The 21,773-nt window shown below is 72.8% G+C and carries 21 protein-coding genes; 3 read left to right on the forward strand and 18 right to left on the reverse strand.

What is annotated here, in order from left to right; all coding sequences use genetic code 11:
* Positions 1 to 389: 389 nt before the first annotated feature.
* The 11 genes from tyrS to argC form a co-directional block, all read right to left on the reverse strand.
* On the reverse strand, positions 390 to 1,655 hold the full coding sequence (tyrS, locus tag K415_RS0119270; protein WP_024288661.1) for a tyrosine--tRNA ligase: 1,266 nt from the start codon (positions 1,653 to 1,655) through the stop codon (positions 390 to 392).
* 175 nt (positions 1,656 to 1,830) lie between these two features.
* Positions 1,831 to 2,508, reverse strand: coding sequence for a DNA-3-methyladenine glycosylase (locus K415_RS0119275; RefSeq protein ID WP_024288662.1), 678 nt, complete (start codon positions 2,506 to 2,508; stop codon positions 1,831 to 1,833).
* Positions 2,505 to 3,059 (reverse strand): uridine kinase, encoded by a 555-nt coding sequence (locus K415_RS0119280; protein WP_231494937.1) that lies wholly within the window; start codon positions 3,057 to 3,059, stop codon positions 2,505 to 2,507. The genes K415_RS0119275 and K415_RS0119280 overlap by 4 nt, the downstream gene beginning before the upstream one ends.
* Positions 3,056 to 4,510, reverse strand: coding sequence for an argininosuccinate lyase (gene argH / locus K415_RS0119285; protein ID WP_024288664.1), 1,455 nt, complete (start codon positions 4,508 to 4,510; stop codon positions 3,056 to 3,058). The genes K415_RS0119280 and argH overlap by 4 nt, the downstream gene beginning before the upstream one ends.
* Complete coding sequence (locus K415_RS0119290) at positions 4,503 to 5,747, reverse strand: argininosuccinate synthase (protein ID WP_024288665.1); 1,245 nt, start codon at positions 5,745 to 5,747, stop codon at positions 4,503 to 4,505. The genes argH and K415_RS0119290 overlap by 8 nt, the downstream gene beginning before the upstream one ends.
* A 111-nt stretch (positions 5,748 to 5,858) precedes the next feature.
* The gene (locus K415_RS0119295) at positions 5,859 to 6,392 is read right to left on the reverse strand and encodes an arginine repressor (RefSeq protein ID WP_024288666.1); all 534 of its coding nucleotides are present in this window, start codon (positions 6,390 to 6,392) and stop codon (positions 5,859 to 5,861) included.
* Positions 6,393 to 6,421: 29 nt separating this feature from the next.
* Positions 6,422 to 7,357 (reverse strand): ornithine carbamoyltransferase, encoded by a 936-nt coding sequence (gene argF, locus K415_RS0119300; protein ID WP_024288667.1) that lies wholly within the window; start codon positions 7,355 to 7,357, stop codon positions 6,422 to 6,424.
* The gene (locus K415_RS0119305; protein ID WP_024288668.1) at positions 7,357 to 8,625 is read right to left on the reverse strand and encodes an acetylornithine transaminase; all 1,269 of its coding nucleotides are present in this window, start codon (positions 8,623 to 8,625) and stop codon (positions 7,357 to 7,359) included. The genes argF and K415_RS0119305 overlap by 1 nt, the downstream gene beginning before the upstream one ends.
* Complete coding sequence (argB, locus tag K415_RS0119310) at positions 8,622 to 9,605, reverse strand: acetylglutamate kinase (protein WP_024288669.1); 984 nt, start codon at positions 9,603 to 9,605, stop codon at positions 8,622 to 8,624. Before argB ends, K415_RS0119305 begins: the two co-directional genes overlap by 4 nt.
* Positions 9,602 to 10,777, reverse strand: a complete 1,176-nt coding sequence (gene argJ, locus K415_RS0119315) for a bifunctional glutamate N-acetyltransferase/amino-acid acetyltransferase ArgJ (RefSeq protein ID WP_024288670.1) — start codon at positions 10,775 to 10,777, stop codon at positions 9,602 to 9,604. The genes argB and argJ overlap by 4 nt, the downstream gene beginning before the upstream one ends.
* Positions 10,774 to 11,829: an N-acetyl-gamma-glutamyl-phosphate reductase gene (gene argC / locus K415_RS0119320; RefSeq protein ID WP_029664183.1), complete on the reverse strand. Its 1,056-nt coding sequence runs from the start codon at positions 11,827 to 11,829 to the stop codon at positions 10,774 to 10,776. The genes argJ and argC overlap by 4 nt, the downstream gene beginning before the upstream one ends.
* Before the next feature lie 75 nt (positions 11,830 to 11,904).
* Here argC and K415_RS0119325 point away from each other — a divergent pair, with 75 nt between their 5' ends.
* Together K415_RS0119325 and K415_RS0119330 are read left to right on the forward strand one after the other, a co-directional pair.
* Positions 11,905 to 12,891: a quinone oxidoreductase gene (locus tag K415_RS0119325; protein WP_024288672.1), complete on the forward strand. Its 987-nt coding sequence runs from the start codon at positions 11,905 to 11,907 to the stop codon at positions 12,889 to 12,891.
* On the forward strand, positions 12,888 to 13,421 hold the full coding sequence (locus tag K415_RS0119330; protein ID WP_081785110.1) for a GNAT family N-acetyltransferase: 534 nt from the start codon (positions 12,888 to 12,890) through the stop codon (positions 13,419 to 13,421). The genes K415_RS0119325 and K415_RS0119330 overlap by 4 nt, the downstream gene beginning before the upstream one ends.
* 50 nt (positions 13,422 to 13,471) lie before the next feature.
* On the opposite strand, the gene pheT is transcribed toward K415_RS0119330, so the two are convergent.
* The 7 genes from pheT to infC all read right to left on the reverse strand — a co-directional run bounded on the left by pheT (position 13,472) and on the right by infC (position 20,938).
* On the reverse strand, positions 13,472 to 16,087 hold the full coding sequence (pheT, locus tag K415_RS0119335; protein ID WP_024288674.1) for a phenylalanine--tRNA ligase subunit beta: 2,616 nt from the start codon (positions 16,085 to 16,087) through the stop codon (positions 13,472 to 13,474).
* On the reverse strand, positions 16,087 to 17,163 hold the full coding sequence (gene pheS, locus K415_RS0119340) for a phenylalanine--tRNA ligase subunit alpha (RefSeq protein WP_024288675.1): 1,077 nt from the start codon (positions 17,161 to 17,163) through the stop codon (positions 16,087 to 16,089). Before pheS ends, pheT begins: the two co-directional genes overlap by 1 nt.
* A gap of 181 nt (positions 17,164 to 17,344) precedes the next feature.
* Positions 17,345 to 18,031, reverse strand: a complete 687-nt coding sequence (thpR, locus tag K415_RS0119345) for an RNA 2',3'-cyclic phosphodiesterase (RefSeq protein ID WP_024288676.1) — start codon at positions 18,029 to 18,031, stop codon at positions 17,345 to 17,347.
* A gap of 72 nt (positions 18,032 to 18,103) precedes the next feature.
* Positions 18,104 to 19,006, reverse strand: a complete 903-nt coding sequence (locus K415_RS0119350; protein ID WP_024288677.1) for an RNA methyltransferase — start codon at positions 19,004 to 19,006, stop codon at positions 18,104 to 18,106.
* Between the two features lie 48 nt (positions 19,007 to 19,054).
* Positions 19,055 to 19,438: a 50S ribosomal protein L20 gene (gene rplT, locus K415_RS0119355; RefSeq protein ID WP_024288678.1), complete on the reverse strand. Its 384-nt coding sequence runs from the start codon at positions 19,436 to 19,438 to the stop codon at positions 19,055 to 19,057.
* A gap of 64 nt (positions 19,439 to 19,502) precedes the next feature.
* Positions 19,503 to 19,697: a 50S ribosomal protein L35 gene (gene rpmI / locus K415_RS0119360; protein WP_024288679.1), complete on the reverse strand. Its 195-nt coding sequence runs from the start codon at positions 19,695 to 19,697 to the stop codon at positions 19,503 to 19,505.
* An 80-nt stretch (positions 19,698 to 19,777) separates the two neighbouring features.
* Positions 19,778 to 20,938, reverse strand: coding sequence for a translation initiation factor IF-3 (gene infC / locus K415_RS0119365; protein WP_034663608.1), 1,161 nt, complete (start codon positions 20,936 to 20,938; stop codon positions 19,778 to 19,780).
* 340 nt (positions 20,939 to 21,278) lie between these two features.
* On the opposite strand from infC, the gene K415_RS0119370 reads away from it, so the two are divergent.
* Complete coding sequence (locus tag K415_RS0119370) at positions 21,279 to 21,692, forward strand: Fur family transcriptional regulator (RefSeq protein ID WP_024288681.1); 414 nt, start codon at positions 21,279 to 21,281, stop codon at positions 21,690 to 21,692.
* The last annotated feature ends 81 nt before the right edge of the window (positions 21,693 to 21,773 follow it).

The following is a 21,773-nucleotide window of genomic DNA, read 5'->3' on the forward strand; positions in this document are numbered from 1 at the left end:
CATCCCTCGAGGTCCTTACGACCTGTCCGGAGGCAACCGTTCAAACTTAGCCGAGTCGATTTCCCCTGTCAAACCGGCTGCTTGCCGGTCGAACAACATCATCAACCCATCCTGGCACGGCTGACCTGACGCCGAAGCGTCGTAGTCTGTGGTTCCAGGGTTTTCGCCTGCGGGGACCGGCCTGCGAGCAACCTTCGCTCTGCTGTCCGTTCCTCCCCACCGGGGCGACTTAGAGAACACTACGCACGGCGCGGACCTCCGTCAAATCGCCTGCCAGTGACCCCGGTCACGCGGCCGGGAAACGGCCCCTGATCTGCGCGAACGCTCGTCTGGTGCGCTTCGCCGGCACCGGGGGGGCGCGACGACCTGCCGATGCCGTCGCGGCGCGCCTACCGGGACCGTTCGGCGACGGCCAGCGTCCGCTTGCCGCGGCGCAGCACTGCCCACCGGCCGTGCAGGAGCTGGTCCGCGGTGAGGACCGCGTCCTGGTCCTCCACCCGGACGTTGTTTACCGAGACCCCACCCTCGCCGATCGCCCGACGGCCGGCACCGCGGCCACCGACGAGCCCGGCGGACACCAGGAGATCGACGACCTCCGGCGCGTCCCCGTGCACCTCGGCGCGTGGGAGCTCAGCCACCGCCGCCGACAGCGTCGACTCGTCCAGGTCGCCGAGCTCCCCTCGGCCGAACAACGCCTGGCTCGCAGCCACGACCTTGTCGGTCGCGTCGGAGCCGTGCACCAGGCAGGTGACGTCATAGGCCAGGGTGCGCTGTGCCTGCCGTGCGGCGGGTCGCTCGGTCACGGCCGTCCCGAGCTCGGCGATCTCGTCCCGACTGCGGAAGGTGAAGATCTTCAGGTAGCCCATCACGTCGTCGTCGTCGGTGTTGAGCCAGAACTGGTAGAAGGCGTACGGCGTCATCATGTCGGGCGCGAGCCAGATCGCCCCGCCCTCGGACTTGCCGAACTTGGTGCCGTCGGCCTTGGTGATCAGTGGCGTCGTCAGCGCGTGCACGGACGCCTGGTCGCTCTTGCGGATCAGCTCGACCCCGGACAGCAGGTTGCCCCACTGGTCGTTCCCACCCGTCTGCAGCGTGCAGCCGTGCCGTCGGCTGAGCTCGAGGTAGTCCATCCCCTGCAGGATCTGGTAGCTGAACTCGGTGAAGCTGATGCCCTCCGGGCTGGCCAGCCGCCGCGCGACGGTGTCCTTGGCGAGCATCGTGCCGAGCCGGTAGTGCTTGCCGATCTCACGCAGGAAGTCGATCGCCCTGAGGTCGGCGGTCCAGTCCAGGTTGTTGACCATCTGCGCCGGGTTGTCGCCCTCGAAGTCGAGGAACCGGGAGATCTGGGAGCGCAGCCGCTCGACCCACTCGGCGACGGTCTCCTTGGTGTTGAGCACGCGCTCCCCGGACATCCGGGGGTCACCGATCAGGCCGGTCGCGCCGCCCACGAGGGCAAGGACGCGGTGGCCGGCGAGCTGCAGGTGGCGCAGCAGCACCAGCTGGACCAGGTGTCCGTGGTGCAGGCTCGGCGCGGTCGGGTCGAACCCGCAGTAGAGGGTGACCGGACCGGCCGACAACGCCTCACGCAGGGCCTGCTCGTCGGTGGACTGGGCGATCAGGCCCCGCCACGACAGCTCGTCCAGGATGTGCGCCACCGATGCTCCTCCGCTCCCCGGCCGGGCGGTCCCGGCACCATGCTCCGGACAGTCTGCCGTGTCCGGGTCCCGACGGTGCACGCAGCGTGCGGCACGCGGGCCTCTGCCGTGGTGTCGATCCATGGTGACGTGAGCGACACGTCGTCTCCCGGCCGTCGGTCGGCCGAGCGCGTGATCATGGCAGCCCACGCCGCTCGGGCCCGCGACTCCCCGGCCGGCGCGGTCGTGGCTGGGCCGGCCGGTAGGCGGACACCGTCGCCTCGCCGTCCAGCCAGAACCGCCACGGGTGCGTGACGGCGTCACCACCGTCGCCCGAGACACCCACCCGAGGGCCGGTCCGGTGCTCCGGCACCGACGCGGTCCGCACCAGGCGAACCGGACCGGCATCGTCCAGGACGTCGACGCCGTACAGGGTGAGGTCGATGCCGAGGGAGTCGGCGAGACGGGCCGGCCCCCGGGCCAGGTCGGCGTCCGTGCGGACGACCCCACGGCGGCGGCGGCGCTCGAGCGCGAGGTCCCGGCCCTGCACGACCTCACCGGCCCGCAGAAGGACCGCGGCGGCGGTCCCGGCCACACCCGTGACGATGTTGGCGCAGATGTGCAGCCCGAGGTGCCGGTAGACGTACAGGTGCCCGGCGGGCCCGAACATCGCGGCGTTGCGCGCGGTGCGGCCGCGGAACGCGTGGGAGCCCGGGTCCTGCTGCCCGGCATAGGCCTCGACCTCGGTCAACCGGACCGTGACGACGCCGTCGGGCAGGGCGGTCGTGAGGTGCGCACCGAGCAGGCGCGGCGCCACCTCGAGCACGGGGCCGGCCAGCCAGTCCCGCCCGGCCCCGGCGGCCGACCCGGTCACGGCTGCAGCGCCGTACGGCCGTCGACGACGACGTCGGCCCGCTCGCGGGTGCCCTCCCGCGCGAAGTGCGCAGCCTCCAGGTCCAGCCAGCGCAGCCAGTTCTCGCGCATCGTCTCGCCGTCGCGTGCCAGACCCCGACCGAGCCGGACGTCGACCGGCGCCTCGACCCAGACCACCAGGACGGCGCGCCCGTCGAGCGCCCGCGGCGCGCTGCCGCAACCCTCGACCACGAGGAACGCCGGTACCGGGACCTCCCGCCAGTCCGCGAACCTCGCGAGCTCCCAGTCGTACCGCTGGTAGCTGCCGCGGCGGCCGAGGCCCAGCGGGGTGAGCACCTGCTCGTCGAGGCGCTCGAAGACCCCGTCGAGCCCGGCCCAGCCGTCGTAGAGGTCGTCCAGGTGCAGCACGGTGCCGTCGAGCTCGGCGCCGAGCAGGTTCGCGAGCGTGGTCTTTCCGGACCCGGCCGGACCCTCGACGCACACCAGTCGGACCGACCCGAGCCGCGGCTCGGCGGCCCGCACGGCGTCGGCGAGAGCGGCGACCGACGTCACGCGGTCGCCCACACCCTCAGCCGGCGCGCCCGGACACGTGCCGCCGCGAGCTGCTCGGCGACCCGCACCGGAGCCGTCCCGCCGGTGGCCGACCGTGACGCGAGCGAACCTGCGACCGTCAGCACCTCGCGCACGGCCGGGGTCAGAGCCGGCGAGATGCCCGCCAGGTCCTCGTCGGTCAGGTCCCAGAGCTCGATCGGCGGCTGCTTGGCCTCGCAGACCTGCACACATGTGCCGGCGACCTCGTGCGCGACCCGGAACGGCACCCCCTGGCGGACCAGCCACTCGGCGATGTCGGTCGCCAGCGAGAAGCCCTGAGGAGCCAGGGCCGCCATCCGCTCGGTGTCGAAGGTCATCGTCGCGACCATCCCGGCGAAGGCCGGCAGCAGGACCGTCAGGGTGTCGACCTGGTCGAAGACGGGCTCCTTGTCCTCCTGCAGATCGCGGTTGTAGGCCAGCGGCAGACCCTTGAGCGTGGTCAGCAGACCCGTCAGGTCACCGACCAGCCGTCCGGCCTTGCCCCGGGCCAGCTCTGCGACATCCGGGTTCTTCTTCTGCGGCATGATGCTCGACCCGGTCGAGTACGCATCGTCCAGGCGCACGAAACCGAACTCGCGCGTCGCCCAGAGCACGATCTCCTCGGCGAAACGGGACAGGTCGATGCCGGTCATCGCCGCGACGAACGCGAACTCCGCGACCACGTCCCGCGAGGCCGTCCCGTCGATCGAGTTCTCCACCGGACCGTCGAAGCCGAGCTCGGCGGCGACGGCGGCCGGGTCGAGCCCGAGCGAGGAGCCGGCGAGCGCACCCGACCCGTACGGCGAGCGCGCGGCACGGGCGTCCCAGTCCATCCAGCGCTCGACGTCGCGCATCAGCGGCCAGGCGTGCGCGAGCAGGTGGTGGGCGAGCAGCACAGGTTGGGCATGCTGCAGGTGGGTCCGCCCCGGCATGGGCGCGTCGCCGACCGCGGCCGCCCGCGTGGCCAGGGCATCGACCACGTCGAGCACCAGGCCGGAGACCAGCCGGGCCTGCTCGCGCAGGTACATCCGCACCAGGGTCGCGATCTGGTCGTTGCGCGACCGGCCGGCCCGGAGCTTGCCGCCCAGATCGAGCCCGGCGCGCTCGATCAGGCCCCGCTCGAGGGCGGTGTGCACGTCCTCGTCGTCGGGCGCCGGACCGAACGCCCCGTCCGCGACGTCTGCGCGCAGCCTCCCGAGCGCGTCCAGCATGGCCGCGAGCTCACTGTCGTCGAGCAGGCCGGCGCCGTGCAGCACCTGCGCATGGGCGACCGACCCGGCGATGTCATGCCCGGCGAGCCGCCAGTCGAAGTGGGTGCTGACCGACAACGCTGCCAGCGCGTCGGCCGGCCCGCCGGCGAAGCGCCCGCCCCACAGGCTCAGCCGCGCACCCTGTGCATCGGCCGCCTGACCCTGGCCCGGCTGCTCAGCCATCGATCGAGGGCAGGTCGCCGATGCCGAGGTCGACGCCGTTGCCGAACTTGACGTCGCGCGCCGCGGAGAGCTTGGCGGTCAGACCGTAGATCTCGATGAAGCCCTTGGCGTGCGACTGGTCGAAGGTGTCGCCGGTGTCGTAGGTGGCGAGGTTGAAGTCGTACAGGCTCGACTCGCTGCGGCGCCCTGTGACGACGGCGCGGCCGCCGTGCAGGACGAGGCGGACCTCGCCGCTGACGTAGCGCTGGGTGTCCTCGATGAAGGTGTCGAGCGAACGCTTGAGCGGTGAGAACCACATGCCGTCGTAGACGAGCTCGGTCCAGCGCTGCTGGACACCGCGCTTGAACCGGGCCTGCTCGCGCTCGACCGTGACGTTCTCGAGCTCCTGGTGCGCAGCGATCAGTGCGATCGCCCCCGGGGCCTCGTAGACCTCGCGGGACTTGATGCCGACGAGACGGTCCTCGACCACGTCGATGCGTCCCACGCCCTGGGCACCGGCGCGGCGGTTCATCTCCTGGATGGCCTGCAGCGGGGTCACCGGCACGCCGTCGAGCGCCACCGGGACGCCCTGGTCGAAGGTGATGACGACCTCGTCCGCCACCGGCGGGAAGGTCGGGTCGTCGGTGTACGTGTAGACGTCCTTGGTCGGCGCGTTCCAGATGTCCTCGAGGAAGCCGGTCTCGACCGCGCGGCCCCACACGTTCTGGTCGATGGAGAACGGGTTGTGCTTGGTCGTCTCGATCGGCAGGCGGTGCGAGGTCGCGTACTCGATCGCCTTGTCGCGGGTGAGCGCGAGGTCACGGACCGGGGCGATGCACCGCAGGTCGGGGGCGAGGGAGGTGATGCCGACCTCGAACCGCACCTGGTCGTTGCCCTTGCCGGTGCACCCGTGGGCGACAGTCGTGGCGCCGAACTGGCGGGCGGCCCGGACCAGGTGCTTGACGATCACCGGGCGGGACAGCGCCGAGACCAGGGGGTAGCGGTCCAGGTACAGCGCGTTGGCCTTGAGCGCGGGCATGCAGTACTCGGACGCGAACTCGTCGCGCGCGTCGGCGACGTAGGCCTCGACCGCGCCGCAGTCCAGCGCGCGTCGGCGGATGACCTCGAGGTCCTCGCCGCCCTGGCCGACGTCGACCGCCACGGCGATCACCTCGGCGCCGGTCGCGTCGGCGATCCAGCCGATGCCGACGGAGGTGTCAAGGCCTCCGGAGTAGGCAAGGACGACACGTTCAGTCATGACGGTTCTCTTTCTCGACAGGTGGTGCTGGGCGTCTGCTGTGCTGGGCGTCAGGTGCGCTCAGCGGGAGCGTCTCGGGGGTCGGTGGTCAGGAGGTCGGTGGCGCACCGGTCAGGTGCCGTCGGAGGCGAGCTCGAGGAACCGGCGGGCGACGGCGTCGCCGCCGTCCACCTCCCGGGAGATCACGAGCACGGTGTCGTCGCCCGCGATCGTGCCGAGCACGGTGGGCAGCACGGAGTGGTCGATCGCCGAGGCGAGGAACTGGGCCGCACCCGGCGGCGTGCGCAGCACCACGAGGTTGCCCGACGACTCGGCCGTGACCAGGAGCTCGGCGCAGAGCCGGGCCAGCCGCACCGCGAGCTGCTCGCTGCCGCCGGCCGTCTGCGGGGTCCGGTCGCCGCCCTCCCCTGGCACCGCATAGGTCAGCGAGCCGTCGGTGGCGCGGATCCGGACAGCACGCAGCTCGACCAGGTCACGCGAGAGCGTCGCCTGGGTCACCGTCAGGCCCTCGGCCGCCAGCGCCGCCGCCAGCTCGCCCTGCGACCGCACGGAGCTGTGCGCGAGCAGCCGGGTGATCAGCGCGTGGCGAGCCGCCTTGGTCGTCGGCACGCTGGCCGTGCCGACAGCACCAGGAGGCGCCCCCAGGCCCGGTACGTCGACGGTGCCGCGCGGGATCACGACTGCCTCAGCAACCAGGTCAGCAGCGCCTTCTGGGCGTGCAACCGGTTCTCGGCCTCGTCGAAGACCACCGACCGCGGGCCGTCGAGCACCTCGGCGGTGACCTCCTTGCCGCGGTAGGCGGGCAGGCAGTGCAGGACGACGGCGTGCGGTGCCGCCTGGGCGAGCACCGCCTGGTCGAGGCGGTACGGCGCGAACAGCCGCTCGGCGTCCGCCGTGCCCAGGTCGTCGCCCATGGACACCCAGGTGTCGGTCGCCACCGCATCGGCTCCCGCGACGGCAGCCGCGACGTCCTGGGTGACAGTGACCGAGCCACCCGTGACGCGGGCTGTCGCGGCCGCGTCGGCCAGCACCGCCTCGTCGGGGGTACGTCCGGCCGGGGTGGCGATCCGCACGTGCAGGCCGGCGAGCGCGCCACCCAGCAGGTACGAGTGCGCCATGTTGTTCGCCCCGTCGCCGAGGTACGCCAGCGTCCGGCCGGGCAGGCCACGCACGCCGCCGTCGACGTTCTCGGCGATCGTCAGCAGGTCCGCGAGCACCTGGCAGGGATGGAACTGGTCGGTGAGTGCATTGACGACCGGTACCTCGACGTGCGCGGCCATCTCCACCAGCCGGGACTGGTCGAAGGTCCGCCAGACGATGGCCGAGACCTGCCGGCCGAGCACCCGCGCCGTGTCGGCGACGGACTCGCGAACGCCGATCTGGGCCAGGTTGCCGTCGACCACCATCGGGTAGCCGCCGAGCTCGACGACCCCGGCCGTGAAGGAGACCTGGGTCCGCAGCGTCGGCTTGTCGAAGAGGATCGCGACGGTCCTCGGCCCCGCCAGCGGGCGTTCGGCGAACCGGTCGGCCTTCAGTCGCACGGCGAGCTCGAGGACCTCGGTCTGCTCCGCCGGCGAGAGGTCGTCGTCACGCAGGAAGTGGCGCACCATCAGCTGGCCTCCTTCTGTGCGGTCACGGTTCTCGGGCCGGTCAGGTCGGACGGGAGCCCTGCGAGGAAGTCGACGAAGGTGCTGACTTGCTCCCAGGTCACGATCAGCGGCGGGGCGAGCCGCAGGGCCGTCGTCGTCACCGGGTTGACGATGAACCCGGCCTCGAGGGCGAGGTCGGCGACGGTCGCCGCCACCGGCGCGCTGAGCTCGATCGCGATCAGCAGACCCGCACCGCGGACCTCGCGGACCAGGGGGCGGATCTCCCGCAGGGCAGCGGCCAGCTGCGTGCCGAGAGCCGTGACGTGCGCGAGGACGCCGTCCCGCTCGATCACGCCGAGGGTCGCGAGGGCGGCAGCCGCCGCGACCGGGTTCCCGCCGAACGTGGTGCCGTGCTGCCCTGCGCCGAGCAGGGTGGCGGCGCGACGACCGTGCGCGACGACCGCACCGACCGGGAACCCGCCGCCGAGACCCTTGGCGAGCGTGATGACGTCGGGCCGCACGCCGCCGCCGAGTCCCTGGTGCTGATGGGCGAACCAGGCACCGGTCCGTCCGACGCCGGTCTGGACCTCGTCGACGACCAGCAGGACACCGTGGTCGTCGGCGAGCCGGCGCGCGTGCGCCAGGTACCCGGGCGGCAACGGACGGACGCCCGCCTCACCCTGCACGACCTCGAGCACGATCGCCGCGACGTCGTCCGCCATGGCGGACTCGAGCGCGGCGGTGTCGCCGAACGGCAGGAACTCCACTCCCCCGGGCAACGGCTCGAACGGTTCGCGATAGGCCGGCTTGTGGGTCAGGGCCAAGGCGCCCATCGTCCGACCGTGGAAGGAACCCTCGAGCGCGAGGATGCGCGGGCGGCCGGTGCGCCGGGCCATCTTGAAGACGGCCTCGTTGGCCTCCGTGCCGGAGTTCGTGAAGAAGACCCGGGAGTCGGCGTCGCCGTCGGCCAGGGCGATCAGGCGCTCGGCGAGGGCGATCTGCACCGGCGTCGCGAAGAAGTTCGACACGTGGCCGAGCGTGCCGAGCTGCGCGCTGATCGCCGCGGTCAGGGTCGGGTGGGCGTGCCCCAGCGCGTTGACCGCGATCCCGGCGAGCAGGTCGAGGTAGCGCCGGCCGTCGGCATCCCAGACGTGGACGCCCTCGCCACGGACCAGGACCCGACGCGGCGCACCGAACGTGTTCATCAGCGCATGGGAGTAGCGATCCGTCCACTGCGCGCCCGAACCGGTCAGCTCGACGGAACCGCCGGACGGCTGGACGGCGCTCATGCGTCGCCCTCCGTCCTGGCGTGCACGATCGGCAGCGAACCCGTGCGCAGGTCGTCCGGCAGCACCATCGTCCCGATGCCGCGTTCGGTGAAGACCTCCATGAGCACCGAGTGCGCAGCGCGCCCGTCGACGACGTGCGCCTGCGGGACCCCGCCGCGGACCGCCCGCAGACAGGCCTCCATCTTCGGCACCATGCCCGACTCGAGACGGGGCAGCAGCGCCGCGAGCGCCGAGACCCGGATCCGCCGGGCGAGCGAGGTGCGGTCCGGCCAGTCGGTGTAGAGCCCCTCGACGTCGGTCAGGATGATCAGCTTCCGGGCGCCCAGGGCGACGGCGAGCGCGGCAGCAGCAGTGTCCGCGTTGACGTTGAGCACCTGGGTGGGGTCGTCGATGTCGGGTGCGACCGTCGAGACCACCGGGATCCGGCCGGCGTCGAGCAGGTCGCGCACGGCCCGCGGGTCGACCTCCACGACGTCCCCGACCTGTCCGACGTCGACCTGCTTGCCGTCGACGGTCGCGGTGCGCCGTCGGGCCCGCAGCAGCCCGCCGTCCTCGCCGGACAGGCCGACCGCGTACGGGCCGTGCGCGTTGAGCAGTCCGACGAGCTCGCGGGAGACCTTGCCGGTGAGCACCATGCGCACCACGTCCATGCTCTCGGGCGTCGTGACCCGCAGGCCGCCGCGGAACTCGCTCTCGATGCCGAGCCGGTTGAGCATCGTCGAGATCTGCGGGCCGCCCCCGTGCACGACGACCGGGTGCAGACCGACCATGCGCAGGAAGACCATGTCCTGTGCGAAGGCCCGCCGCAGGTCGTCGTCGATCATCGCGTTGCCGCCGTACTTCACGACGAACAGCGCGCCGGCGAACTCCTCGAGCCAGGGCATCGCCTCGATCAGCACCTCGGCCTTCTGGTCCGGGCGCAGATCGGTCCGGATGTCGATGTCGAGACCCTCGGCGGGCTGGGGCGTCAGGTGGCTCATGTGGAGTACGCGCTGTTCTCGTGGACGTAGTCGTGCGTGAGGTCGTTCGTCCAGACCGTCGCGGCGGCCGGACCTGCGTGCAGGTCGATCTCGACGTGCACCTCGCGCTGGGCTGCGAGGTCGACCAGCGAGCGCGGCTCGCCGACTCCCCCGGCCCGGCAGATCTGCACGCCGTTGATGCTCACGTCGAGCCGGTCCGGGTCGAACGCCGCGACCTCGACCGGGACGGTGCCGACCTGCGCGAGGATGCGTCCCCAGTTGGGGTCGTTGCCGTACATCGCGGCCTTGAACAGGTTGGACCTCGTCACGGCCCGGCCGACGGCGACGGCCGCGTCCTGGCTCTGGGCACCGACGACGTGCACGGCGATGTCGTGCGTCGCACCTTCGGCGTCGGCCACCAGGGCCCGGGCGAGGATGCCGCAGGCCTCGGTGAGCACCTCGACCAGCTCGTCGTGGCCGACCTCGACTCCGCTGGCACCCGAGGCGAGCAGGGTCACGGTGTCGGACGTCGACATGCAGCCGTCGGAGTCCACCCGATCGAAGGTCACGCGCGTCGCGGCGCGCAGGGCGGCGTCGGCAGTCGCCGCGTCGACGACCGCATCGGTCGTCAGGACGCAGAGCATCGTCGCCATCGCCGGCGCGAGCATCCCGGCGCCCTTGGCCATCCCGCCGACCGACCAGGACGCCGTCCCACGGCCACCCGCGACGTGCACGGTCTTCGGCACCGTGTCGGTGGTCATGATCGCCACAGCGGCGTCGTCGCCACCGTCCTCGGCGAGGACCCCGACGGCAGCCGTGATCCCGGCGAGGAGAGTCATCAGTGGCAGTCGCTCACCGATCAGGCCCGTCGAGCACACGACGACGTCGCCCGACGAGATCCCCAGGAGCTCGCCGACGTGCTCAGCGGTCTCGTGCACGTCGGCGAAGCCGCCCGGACCGGTGCACACGTTCGCGCCGCCGCTGTTGAGCACCACCGCGTGCACGACGCCGTCCGCCACCACCTGGCGCGACCAGGTCACGGGCGCGCCGACCACGCGGTTGGTGGTGAAGACCGCCGCGGCGTCGTGTCGCGGGCCGTCGTTGACCACGAGCGAGACATCGGGCCGGCCCGAGGGCTTGAGGCCGGCCGTGACACCGGCGGCCCGGAAGCCACGGGGGGCGGTGACGCTCATGGTGCGACTCCCTCGAGAGACAGGCCCGCGGTCTCGGGCAGACCGAGTGCGAGGTTCATCGACTGCACGGCGGCGCCCGCGGTGCCCTTGACCAGGTTGTCGAGAGCGCAGACCGCCACGACGCGGCCGGCCCGCTCGTCGACCGCGACCTGGACCAGGGCGGTGTTCGCCCCGACCGTGGCCGCCGTCGTGGGCCACTGCCCCGCGGGCAGCAGGTGGACGAAGGGCTCGTCGGCGTAGGCCAGCTCCCAGGCCGCCCGGACGGAGGCCGCGTCGGCACCGTCGGCGAGCCGCGCGGTCGTGGTGGCGAGGATCCCCCGGGACATCGGGACGAGCACGGGAGTGAAGGAGAGCGAGACCTCGCTCGCCCCGACGGCGCGCAGGTTCTGCTCGATCTCGGGGATGTGCCTATGGGTGCCGCCCACCGCGTACGGTGCGGCCGAGCCGAGACCCTCGGCGGCCAGGAGATGGGTCCTGGCGGCCTTGCCCGCACCCGAGTAGCCCACCGCCAGCACGGCGACCAGGTCGGTCGCCTCGACGACGCCTGCTGCGACGCCCGGCTGGATCCCGAGGGTGACGGCCGTGACGTTGCAGCCGGGCACCGCGACCCGCCGGGCACCGACGAGCTGGTCGCGCTGCCGCCGCAGGCCACGGTCGAGGATCAGCTCGGGAAGGCCGTAGGGCCACGTCCCAGCGTGCGGGCTGCCGTAGAAGGCGACCCAGTCCGATGCGTCGGCGAGTCGGTGGTCCGCCCCGCAGTCGAGCACGAGCACGTCGTCGCCGAGCTCGGCCGCCACGGCGCCCGAAGCCCCGTGCGGCAGTGCGAGGACGACGACGTCGTGGCCGGCGAGGCTCGCTGGGGTCGTCGGCTCGATGATCCGGTCGGCGAGCGAGCGCAGGTGCGGCTGGTGCTCGCCGAGGCGGTCCCCGGCTGACGAGAAGGCGGTCACCGCGCCGATCTCGACGTCGGGATGGCCGGCCAGCAGGCGCAGGACCTCGCCCCCCGCGTACCCGCTCGCCCCTGACACCGCGACCCGTACCGACATGTGCATGAATATACATGACTCTGTATGTCGGCGCACAACGGGACAGCGGAACACGACACCGCACCGGCGCGTTGCCTGGTCATGCGCACTATCCAGGCCACCGCCCCGGGCGGCCCCGACGTCCTGTCCCTCGACACCCTGCCCGAGCCGTCAGCCGGCCGCGGCGAGGTGGTCGTCCAGGTCGCGGCGGCCGGGGTCAACTTCATCGACACCTACCGGCGGGCCGGCATCTACCCGATGGCCTTCCCGCACGTCGTGGGCAGCGAGGGTGCCGGAACCGTGACCGGCGTCGGACCCGGGGTCGACGACCTCGCCGTCGGCGACCGGGTCGCCTGGGCCTCGAGCGTGTCCGGCTCCTATGCCGAGCGGGTGCGGGTGGCCGCGGCCGCCGCCGTGCCGGTACCCGACGACGTCGACCTCACGACCGCTGCGGCTCTCCTGCTGCAGGGCATGACGGCCCACTACCTCGTCGACTCCACCTTCCCGGTCACCGCCGGCCAGACCGTCCTGGTGCACGCCGGTGCCGGCGGCGTCGGTCTGCTGCTGACCCAGCTCGCCGTCGCCCGTGGTGCCCGCGTGCTGACGACCGTCTCCACCGCCGAGAAGGCCGCCGTGTCCCGAGCCGCGGGAGCGAGCGACGTGATCCGGTACGACGAGCTGGCCGACCTCACGACGGACCTGCCGGCCGCCGTCCGGGCGCTGACCGACGGCGCCGGGGTCGCCACGGTGTTCGACGGCGTGGGCCGCGCGACCTTCGACGCGTCGTTGGCCTCGCTGGCCGTGCGTGGCGGGCTGGCCCTCTTCGGCGGCGCGTCCGGGCAGGTGCCCCCGGTCGACCCGCAGCGTCTCAACGCGGCTGGATCGGTGTACCTGACCCGACCGACCCTCGGGCACTACACGGCCACCCGGCCCGAGCTGCTCCGCCGCGCCGGCGAGCTCCTCGCCGCGGTGGGCGCGGGGCGCCTCGACGTCCGGATCGGCGCGACGTACGCCCTGGCCGACGCCGCGCAGGCGCACCGGGACCTGGAGGGCCGCGCCACCATCGGCAAGGTCGTGCTGCTGCCGTGACGCCCGTGCCGTCGGTGCCGTCCGTGCCGTCACCGCCGCCGCTGCGCCCCGTCGGGCCGGGCGACCTCGTGGCACTCGCCGCGCTCAACGACGCAGCCGTGCCCGCCGTCAACCGGCTCGGCCTCGACGGGCTCACCGCACACGTCCCGGGGTGCGACCTCGCCGTGGTGGCCCACGACACCGCCGGGCTGCCCACCGGCTTCCTGCTCGCTCTCGCGCCCGGCGCACCGTACGCGAGCGAGAACTACCTGTGGTTCGAGGCCCACCGCCCCGGTTCGCTGTACGTCGACCGCATCGTCGTCGCACCGCACGCCCACGGGCGTGGGATCGGCCGCGCGCTGTACGACGCCGCCTTCGCCCGCGCGGCCGAGCTCGCGCTCGCCGAGGTGACCTGCGAGGTCAACCTCGAGCCGCCCAACCCTGGCTCCCTCGCGTTCCACGGGCGCCTGGGCTTCGTCCAGGTCGCCGAGCAGGTCACCAAGGGCGGGACGGTGCGGGTGGCACTGATGGCCCGGGCGTCCGAGACCTGAGGCCTGGGCCCGAGCTCCGAGCCTGAGGGTCTGGGCCGGGGCCCGGACCCTCAGGCTCGGAGCACCGCGCCGAACCGCCGGTTCGCCTCGGCGACTGCGCACTCCCGCACGTCAGCCGCCTCCGCGGCCGTCAGCGTGCGGTCGCCCGCACGGAGCCGCAGCGAGAACGCGAGCGACTTCTTGCCCGCACCGACCTGTGATCCGGTGTACACGTCGAAGAGCCTGAGCTCCTCGACGATGTCACCGGCCGCTGAGGCCGATGCGCCGACCCGGACCGCCTCGAGGAGCTCGCCGGCCGACACGCCGGCGTCCACCACGAGAGCGATGTCCTCCTTGGCGACCGGGAAACCGGAGACCGGGCGGGCCTGGAGGGGTTCGCTCGGCGCGGCCGCGAGCAGGACGTCGAGGTCGACCTCGAAGGCGACCGCGCGGGCCGGCAGGGCCAGCGCAGCAACGACCTTCGGGTGCAGCTCGCCGGCGTGCCCGACGAGCGTTCCGTCGGCGGTCTGCAGACGCGCGGTCCGGCCCGGGTGCCACGGTGCGTGGTCCGCGTCGCGGGCCACGACGACGTCGGCCCGCACGGTCCGGGCGACGAGCAGCGCGGCGGCGATGGCGTCGGTGTGGTCGGCTCGACGGCCCGGGCCCCACCAGCCGGCAGGCTCTCGCACACCGGTGAGCACACCGGCGACCCGGCGAGGCTGGGGCGGTACGGCGGCAGCGAGCCGGGCAAGATCCTGCTCCGAGGGACGGACCGCTCCCGGCAGCCGGGGCGCGGCCGGTGCACCGTCGACCGGTCGGGTGACCAGGCCGATCTCGAAGACCGCCAGGTCGGTGGTGCCGCGGGCGACGTTGCGGCGGGCGGCGTCGAGCAGGGTCACCAGCAGGTTCGTGCGCATCTCGGGCTGCTCGTCGGACAGCGGGTTGAGCAGGCGCACCGCACGGCGACGGACGTCGTCAGCCGGCAGGGCGAGCTCGTCGTGCTGGTGCGCGCCGACGAACGGGTAGGTCAGGACCTCGACGAAGCCCGCGCCGGCCAGCGCCCAGGCCACCGAGCGGCGGGCCCGCTGGCCGTCGGTGAGGCCGCGCCCGGCTGGTGCAGTGGGCAGGACGGACGGGATCGCGTCGTAGCCCCGTAGGCGGGCGATCTCCTCGACCAGGTCGACCGGCCTGGTCAGGTCAGGACGCCAGCTCGGCACCGAGACGTCGACGACACCGGCATCGGGCGGGCCGGACACCTGGCAGCCGATCTCCTCGAGCGTCTCGCGCACCTGCGCCGCGGAGTAGTCGACGCCGACCAGTCGTGCCGGCAGCTCCACCGGCAGGCTGACGACGGCGGGCTGCGCGGTCCGGTCGACGTCGGTCACAGCGCTGTCCGCCTGACCGCCACCGTGCTCGAGCAGCAGGGCGACGACGCGCGCCACCGCCACTCGGGGCAGCTGCGGGTCGACGCCACGCTCGAAGCGCCGGGCCGCCTCGCTCGGCAGCTTGTGCCGGCGCGCGGTGCGCGCGACCGACACCGGGTCGAAGTGCGCAGCCTCGATGAGCAGGTCGGTCGTGACCGTCGTGATCTCGCTCTCGGCACCGCCCATGACACCCGCCAGCCCGAGGACGCGGGATCCGACGACCCCGTCGCGGCCGTCAGGGCCGGCAGGGCTGGCAGGGCTGTCTGTGATCAGCAGGTCCTGCTCGAGCAGCCGCCGGTCCACGCCGTCGAGCGTGCGCAGCCGGTCCTGCGGGCGGGCTCGCCGCACCACGATCGGCTCCACGACCTGCCCGAGGTCGTAGGCGTGCAGTGGCTGACCCAGATCGAGCATCACGTAGTTGGTGACGTCGACCGCGAGCGAGATCGGCCGCATCCCGGCCTGCGTCAGACGACGCTGCATCCACACCGGTGACGGCCCGGACGCTGCCACGCCGCGCACGACCTGCGCGACGAACCGATCACAACCCGCCCGACCGTCGATCGGGGCGTCATCGGCCAGCTCGACGCCGAACCCGCCACCGGCCGGGCGCACGTCCGCGCCGTCCGGGTCCAGCCCCGGAAGCCCGCGGTCGGTGAAGACAGCTCCGGTGGAGTGCCCGTACTCCCGGGCCACGCCGCGCATGGAGAAGCAGTAGCCGCGGTCCGGCGTGACGTTGATCTCCAGGACCTCGTCACCGAGACCCAGCAGCGCGCGCGCATCCGTGCCGGGCTCGGCGTCGAGACCGAGCCGCGAGATGACGATGATCCCGTCGTGGTCCTCGCCCAGGCCCAGCTCACGCGCCGAGCAGATCATCCCGTCGGACACGTGGCCGTAGGTCTTGCGGCTCGCGATCGGGAACGGGCCGGGCAGCACCGCTCCCGGCAGGGCGACGACGACGCGGTCGCCCACCCCGAAGTTGTGCGCGCCGCAGACGATCCCGCGCGGTCGCGACGAGCCGTCCGGCGTGACCTCGTTGAGCGGGCCGACATCGACCCGGCACCAGTTGATCGTCTTGCCGTTCGTCTGCTCCTCGGGTGTGCACTCGACCACCTGGCCGATCACGAGCGGCCCGGTCACGGCAGCCGGGTGGATGGCCTCCTCCTCGAGCCCGACGCGGACCAGATCGGCCGCGAGGTGCTCGGCCGTGGTGCCGGCGGGCAGCTCGACATGGTCGGCCAGCCAGGTCAGTGGGATCCGCGGCATCAGATCGTCCCCTCGAACTGCAGGGAGAAGCGCACGTCGCCCTCCACCATGTCGTGCATGTCGGCGATGCCATGGCGCAGCATCAGGGTGCGCTCGATGCCCATCCCGAAAGCGAAGCCCGAGTAGACGTCCGGGTCGATCCCGCAGGCGAGCAGCACGTTCGGGTTGACCATGCCGCAGCCGCCCCACTCGATCCAGCCCGGGCCGCCCTTCTTCTGCGGGAACCACAGGTCCATCTCGGCGCTGGGCTCGGTGAACGGGAAGAAGGAGGGGCGCAGCCTGGTGCGGGCCTCGGGACCGAAGACCGCCCTGGCGAAGTGGTCCAGAGTGCCCTTGAGGTGGGCCATCGTCAGACCCTTGTCGACCGCCAGGCCCTCGACCTGGTGGAAGACGGGGGTGTGCGTCGCGTCGAGCTCGTCGGCGCGGAACGTCTTGCCCGGGCAGGCGACATACACCGGGAGATCGCGCTCGAGCAGTGCCCGCGCCTGTACGGGCGAGGTGTGCGTGCGCAGCACCAGCCCGGACGGTTCGGCCTCGGCCGACCCCGGCGCCCGTGGGCCCTCGACGAAGAACGTGTCCTGCATCTGCCGGGCCGGGTGGTCCACGCCGAAGTTCAGGGCGTCGAAGTTGAACCACTCGGTCTCGAGCTCCGGGCCCTCGGCGATCTCCCAGCCCATCGCGACGAAGAAGTCGGCGATCCGCTCCTGGAGCGTCTCCAGCGGATGGCGCGCGCCCCGGGGGGCGCGGTCGACCGGCAGCGTGACGTCGATGGTCTCCTCGACCAGGACCCGGGCATCGCGGTCCGCCTCGAGCTCGGACTGCCGCCGGGCCAGAGCCGCCGCCACCCGACCGCGAGCACCTCCGAGGGTCTTGCCGGCGACGGCCTTGTCCGCCGCGGGGAGCCCACCGATCGCCCGGTTGGCCAGGGCGAGCGGGCTGCGGTCGCCGACGTGCGCGAGGCGCGCGTCCTTGAGGAGGTCGAGGTCCGTCGCGCGTGCGAAGGCGTCGAGTGCTGCGGAGACGGCGGCGTCGATCGCGGCGCCGTCGAGCGGTGAGAACGTGCTGGAGTCAGACATCCGAGCCTTCCGGGCGGGTGCGGGGTGGCCTCGCGGCCTGCGGACGGAGCATGGCCCGCCGTGGGCTGTCGCGGAGCGTCCGTGTCGGCTCGTCCCGTGCGCGACTCAGTCGCGTGGCCCACCTGCGGGCCCGGTAAATCGGCGACCACAGGCCACCGTGACGGGGATGGACGACATGCCGTCATCCTGCCACAGCTGCCAGGGCGAACCGGCGCACGATCTCGTGCCTGGCGTGCCCCGACGGTCCCGCCCCGAGCTCGGAGGACACGAGGACGAGCTCGTCGACCCGCCAGGTCGGCCCCCGGTAGACGGCCAGGGCGCGGGCGAGCGACCCGACACCGGCCGGGTCGTCCGCCCCGTCGTGCCCACCCGTGCCGCCGTGCCCACCCGTGCCGCCGTTCCCACCTGCCCCGCGCCGCGTCGTCGACCACCGGTCGGGTCGGGTCCGGGCGCGTCCGCCGACCCGTGCGACGGTCAGGTGGGCACGGGAGCGCACCCGGTCGTCGGATCGGCCGAGCAGGTCACGGCCGACGGCGACCGCCTCGCGGGTCAGGCGCGCGAGCGCCGCGGCGTCACCGGCGCAGCCGATCCACAGCGTGCGCCGGTCGAACGTCCCGGCGCCGCGCAGGGCGAGGTCGAAGGGAGCACGACGAGCGGCGATGCCGGCGAGCTCGTCGGCGACGTCTCGGAGGTAGCCCTCGGGAACGTCGCCGTAGAAGGCCACCGTCAGGTGACGAGCCTCCGGCGGGCTCCACCGCAACGCCTCCCCGGCCCCCGACGACCCGGTACCGCATCGCACGGCCTCGAGCGCACCGTCGAGGTGTCCGAGCACCTCCGCAGGGGGGAGCACCGCCGCGAACAGTCGCATGCCCCAGGATCGCGCAGATGGCGTCCGTCGCGCAGATGGCTTGCCGCCGGCGTCGGGTCCGCGGACGGGCGCTCAGCGCTGGGCGCGCGCGCTCGCGTACAGGCAGACGGTGGCCGCGGCCGCCAGGTTGAGCGACTCGGCGCTCCCCCGGATCGGCACCCGTACGACCGCATCGGCCAGGGTGCGGTCATCGGGACGCAGACCCCATGCCTCGTTGCCGAAGACCCACGCGGTGGGTGCGGAGAGGTCGGGCGCGGGGATGCCGGGGGCCGGGCTGCCGGGCACCATGCTGCCTGCGAGGGCACCGGAGTCGGCTGCCGCGACGGCTCGCGCCCGGTCCGCGGCGTCGAGCAGATCGTCCAGGTCGTGCTCGCCGGAGCCGTCGGCCGCGAGCACCGAGAGCCCGGCGGCACGCAGCGCAGCGAGCACCTCGTCGAGCGGCAGACCCGTGACCACCGGGAGATGGAAGATCGAACCGGCCGTCGCGCGGACCACCTTCGGGTTGTGCAGGTCGACGCTCTCGGCCGTGATCACCACGGCGTCGGCGCCGGCGGCGTCGGCGGCACGGATCACCGTGCCGGCGTTCCCGGGGTCACGTACGTGCGCGAGGACGGCGACGAGCCGTGGACGCGCGGCGAGCACCTCCGCCATGGACCACGCTCGGATCTCGACCACCGCCAGGACCTGCTGCGCGTCCGGGCTCATCGCCGCGAGCACCTCAGGGGTGCCGACATGGACGCGCAGCCCGCGATCCTGAGCCTCGGCGACGATCTCCGGATACCGCTCCGCGGACTCCTCGGTGACGTAGAGGTCCCGGACCGACCGGCGGGTGCCCGCCGGCTCAGCCCGGACCGCCTCGCGGACCGCCTGCGGCCCCTCGGCAAGGAACTGGCCGTGACGCCGACGCGCCGAGCGCCCGGCCAGCGCACGAACTGACGCGACCCGCTCTGCGCGGGGGTTGGTCAGCTCGGGCATCGGCCGGGCGCTCGTCGGTCTGGCGTCTGTCGGTCGCAGCTCAGGACGTCACGCCGCGGACGGCGCGTTCACGTCCGCCGGGAGGGCATCCTTCGCCACCTTGACGAGGACGTTGAAGGCCGGTGCGTCGTTGACCGCGAGGTCGGCGAGCACACGGCGGTCGACCTCGACGCCGGCCAGCTTGAGGCCCTGGATCAGGCGGTTGTAGGTCATGCCCTGCGCCCGCGACGCCGCGTTGATCCGCTGGATCCACAGCTTGCGGAAGTCGCCCTTGCGGGCCTTGCGGTCGCGGTACGCGTAGACGAGGGAGTGGGTGACCTGCTCCTTCGCCTTGCGGTACAGACGCGAACGCTGACCGCGGTAGCCGCTTGCGCGCTCGAGGGTTGAACGGCGCTTCTTCTGGGCGTTGACCGCCCGCTTCACGCGTGCCACGTGATGCTCCTTGCGTTTCGGGGCTCACAGGTGAGACAGGGGCGCGCAGGACGCGCCACGAGGCTCACTTGCCGAGCAGCTTCTTGATCTTCGGGGTATCGACGGCCGAGACGACCTGGTCGGAGGCGAGACGACGCGTTCGGCGGCTCGACTTGTGCTCGAGCAGGTGCCGGGCGCCGGCCTGCTCGCGCATGACCTTTCCGGTCCCGGTGATCCGGAAACGCTTCTTCGCACCACTGTGCGTCTTGTTCTTCGGCACTGGTGTGCTCTCTTCCATCAGGTCGCCCCGGCAGGGACGACACGGTTCGACATGCGGGCCGGTGGGCCCGCACACGGATTTCAGGACTGCGCGCCCTCCGGCCCGACAGGCTTGGTCGCGCGGACCCCAGGCTTTGCCGGAGCGGGCTTGACCGCCGCAGGCTTGGCCGGGGTCGGCTTGACCGGGGTCGGCGTGACCGCGGCGGGCTTCACCACGGCCGGATCGGCCGCAGCAGGCTTGACCGTGACCGGCTCCGGGGTGGTGTCCGCCGCCGCTTCCTTGGCGACCTTGGCCACAGCCGGCTTGGCCACAGCTGGCTTGGCCACAGCCGGCTTGGCCGCAGCAGGCTTGGCCGCAGCAGGCTTGGCCGCAGCAGGCTCGACCGTCGCAGGCTTGACCGTCGCCGGAGCGGCCTTCTCGGCAACGACAGGCTCGTCGACGGTCTCGGGCTCGGTCACCACGGGCTCGGCCACCTCGGGCACAGCGACCGCGACCTCAGCGACCTCAGGTGCCGCCACGACGGGCTCGGGCGCGACAACAGCGGCAGGAACCTGCTCCGGGGGAACGGCCGCGGCGTCCGGGGCCTGGGCGTTCGGCGCCTGGCGCGGGGCGGCGGGTGCGACCGCCGCTGCGGCTGCCTCGCCCGTCGCGGACTCGGCCTCCTGCACGCGGCGGCGCTGCTCGATCTTGGCGTCGGCCTTCTTCTTGGTCGGGCCGAGCACCATGATCATGTTGCGGCCGTCCTGCTTCGGCATGCTCTCGATGAAGCCGAGCTCGACGACGTCGTCGGCGAGTCGCTGCAGCAGCCGCACGCCCGCCTCGGGCCGCGACTGCTCGCGGCCACGGAACATGATCATGACCTTGACCTTGTCGCCGACCTTGAGGAACCGCTCGACGTGGCCCTTCTTGGTGGCGTAGTCGTGCGGGTCGATCTTGAGCCGGAAGCGGATCTCCTTGAGCACCGTGTTGGCCTGGTTGCGTCGGGCCTCACGGGCCTTCATGTCGGCCTCGTACTTGAACTTGCCGTAGTCCATGAGCTTGCAGACCGGCGGTCGGGCGTCGGGTGCGACCTCGACCAGGTCCAGGTCTGCCTCCTGCGCAAGGCGCAGGGCGTCTTCCACGCGGACGATGCCGACCTGCTCGCCGTTGGGGCCGACCAGGCGGACCTCGGCGACACGGATCCGATCGTTGATGCGGGGCTCGCTGATGTGGGACTCCTCGTGCGTCGTCGGTGTGACCACCAGCACACGGAGAAGGCCTCCGCTGCCGAGCATGAGCGGAGGCCTGGAGTCCTGCGGCATCGCACCGGCCCGCAGGCACGCACGACACCGGGTTGCGCGGCGCGCATGACGCGGCCGGCAACCGTCGGACCGGACCCGGTACCTGTCGTCCGCTCACGCGGACCGTCGGCGCCTGGGTGGGATCAGCTCCACTTGTGCATCGGCGAGTCGCCACCTGCGAGCAGGCGCATCTCACCGATCGGTCGTCGCAAGGGTAGCACCCCCGCAGCCGACGCCTCCGACGGCCCGGCTCGCCCGGTCACACTTGAACTATTCCAGATCACGTGCGAGAGTCGACCTCATGACCGCACACCAGGCGCTGCGGGACCACGGGTTGCGGGTCACCGCCCCACGCATCGCCGTGCTGGACGCCGTCGGACGCCTGCCGCACGCGACGGCCGACACCGTGCTGCGCGCCGTACGGACCACCGTGCCGACGGTCTCGGTGCAGACGGTCTACGACGTGCTCCACGCCTTGACGCACGCGGGCCTGCTGCGCGAGATCGAGCCGGCCGGTCACGCGGCGCGCTACGAGCGGCGGGTCGGAGACAACCACCACCACATCGTGTGCCGCTCGTGCGGCGCGCTCGACGACGTCGACTGCGCCATCGGCGACTCCCCCTGCCTGGTGCCGAGCTCGACCAGCGGGTTCACCGTCGAGCTGGCAGAGGTCACCTACTGGGGCCTGTGCCCCGCCTGCCGTGAGGCCGCCTGACGGCCCCGCGCCTCGTCGGGCTCCGGCTCCGTCGGAACCGAGCAGCCGGACCGCCGACACCGGCCCAGATCTCACCCCGCG

The sequence above is a fragment of the Cellulomonas sp. KRMCY2 genome (genome assembly GCF_000526515.1).
Classification (GTDB): Bacteria; Actinomycetota; Actinomycetes; order Actinomycetales; family Cellulomonadaceae; genus Actinotalea.

What these genes read in the sequence shown, in the direction of transcription:
- argH (WP_024288664.1), bottom strand. Translation starts at nt 4,510, where the DNA reads ATGGCTGAGCAGCCGGGCCAGGGTCAGGCGGCCGATGCACAGGGTGCG.
- K415_RS0119290 (WP_024288665.1), bottom strand. Translation starts at nt 5,747, where the DNA reads ATGACTGAACGTGTCGTCCTTGCCTACTCCGGAGGCCTTGACACCTCC.
- argF (WP_024288667.1), bottom strand. Translation starts at nt 7,357, where the DNA reads ATGGTGCGCCACTTCCTGCGTGACGACGACCTCTCGCCGGCGGAGCAG.
- K415_RS0119305 (WP_024288668.1), bottom strand. Translation starts at nt 8,625, where the DNA reads ATGAGCGCCGTCCAGCCGTCCGGCGGTTCCGTCGAGCTGACCGGTTCG.
- argB (WP_024288669.1), bottom strand. Translation starts at nt 9,605, where the DNA reads ATGAGCCACCTGACGCCCCAGCCCGCCGAGGGTCTCGACATCGACATC.
- argJ (WP_024288670.1), bottom strand. Translation starts at nt 10,777, where the DNA reads ATGAGCGTCACCGCCCCCCGTGGCTTCCGGGCCGCCGGTGTCACGGCC.
- argC (WP_029664183.1), bottom strand. Translation starts at nt 11,829, where the DNA reads ATGCACATGTCGGTACGGGTCGCGGTGTCAGGGGCGAGCGGGTACGCG.
- K415_RS0119325 (WP_024288672.1), top strand. Translation starts at nt 11,905, where the DNA reads ATGCGCACTATCCAGGCCACCGCCCCGGGCGGCCCCGACGTCCTGTCC.
- pheT (WP_024288674.1), bottom strand. Translation starts at nt 16,087, where the DNA reads ATGCCGCGGATCCCACTGACCTGGCTGGCCGACCATGTCGAGCTGCCC.
- pheS (WP_024288675.1), bottom strand. Translation starts at nt 17,163, where the DNA reads ATGTCTGACTCCAGCACGTTCTCACCGCTCGACGGCGCCGCGATCGAC.
- thpR (WP_024288676.1), bottom strand. Translation starts at nt 18,031, where the DNA reads ATGCGACTGTTCGCGGCGGTGCTCCCCCCTGCGGAGGTGCTCGGACAC.
- K415_RS0119350 (WP_024288677.1), bottom strand. Translation starts at nt 19,006, where the DNA reads ATGCCCGAGCTGACCAACCCCCGCGCAGAGCGGGTCGCGTCAGTTCGT.
- K415_RS0119370 (WP_024288681.1), top strand. Translation starts at nt 21,279, where the DNA reads ATGACCGCACACCAGGCGCTGCGGGACCACGGGTTGCGGGTCACCGCC.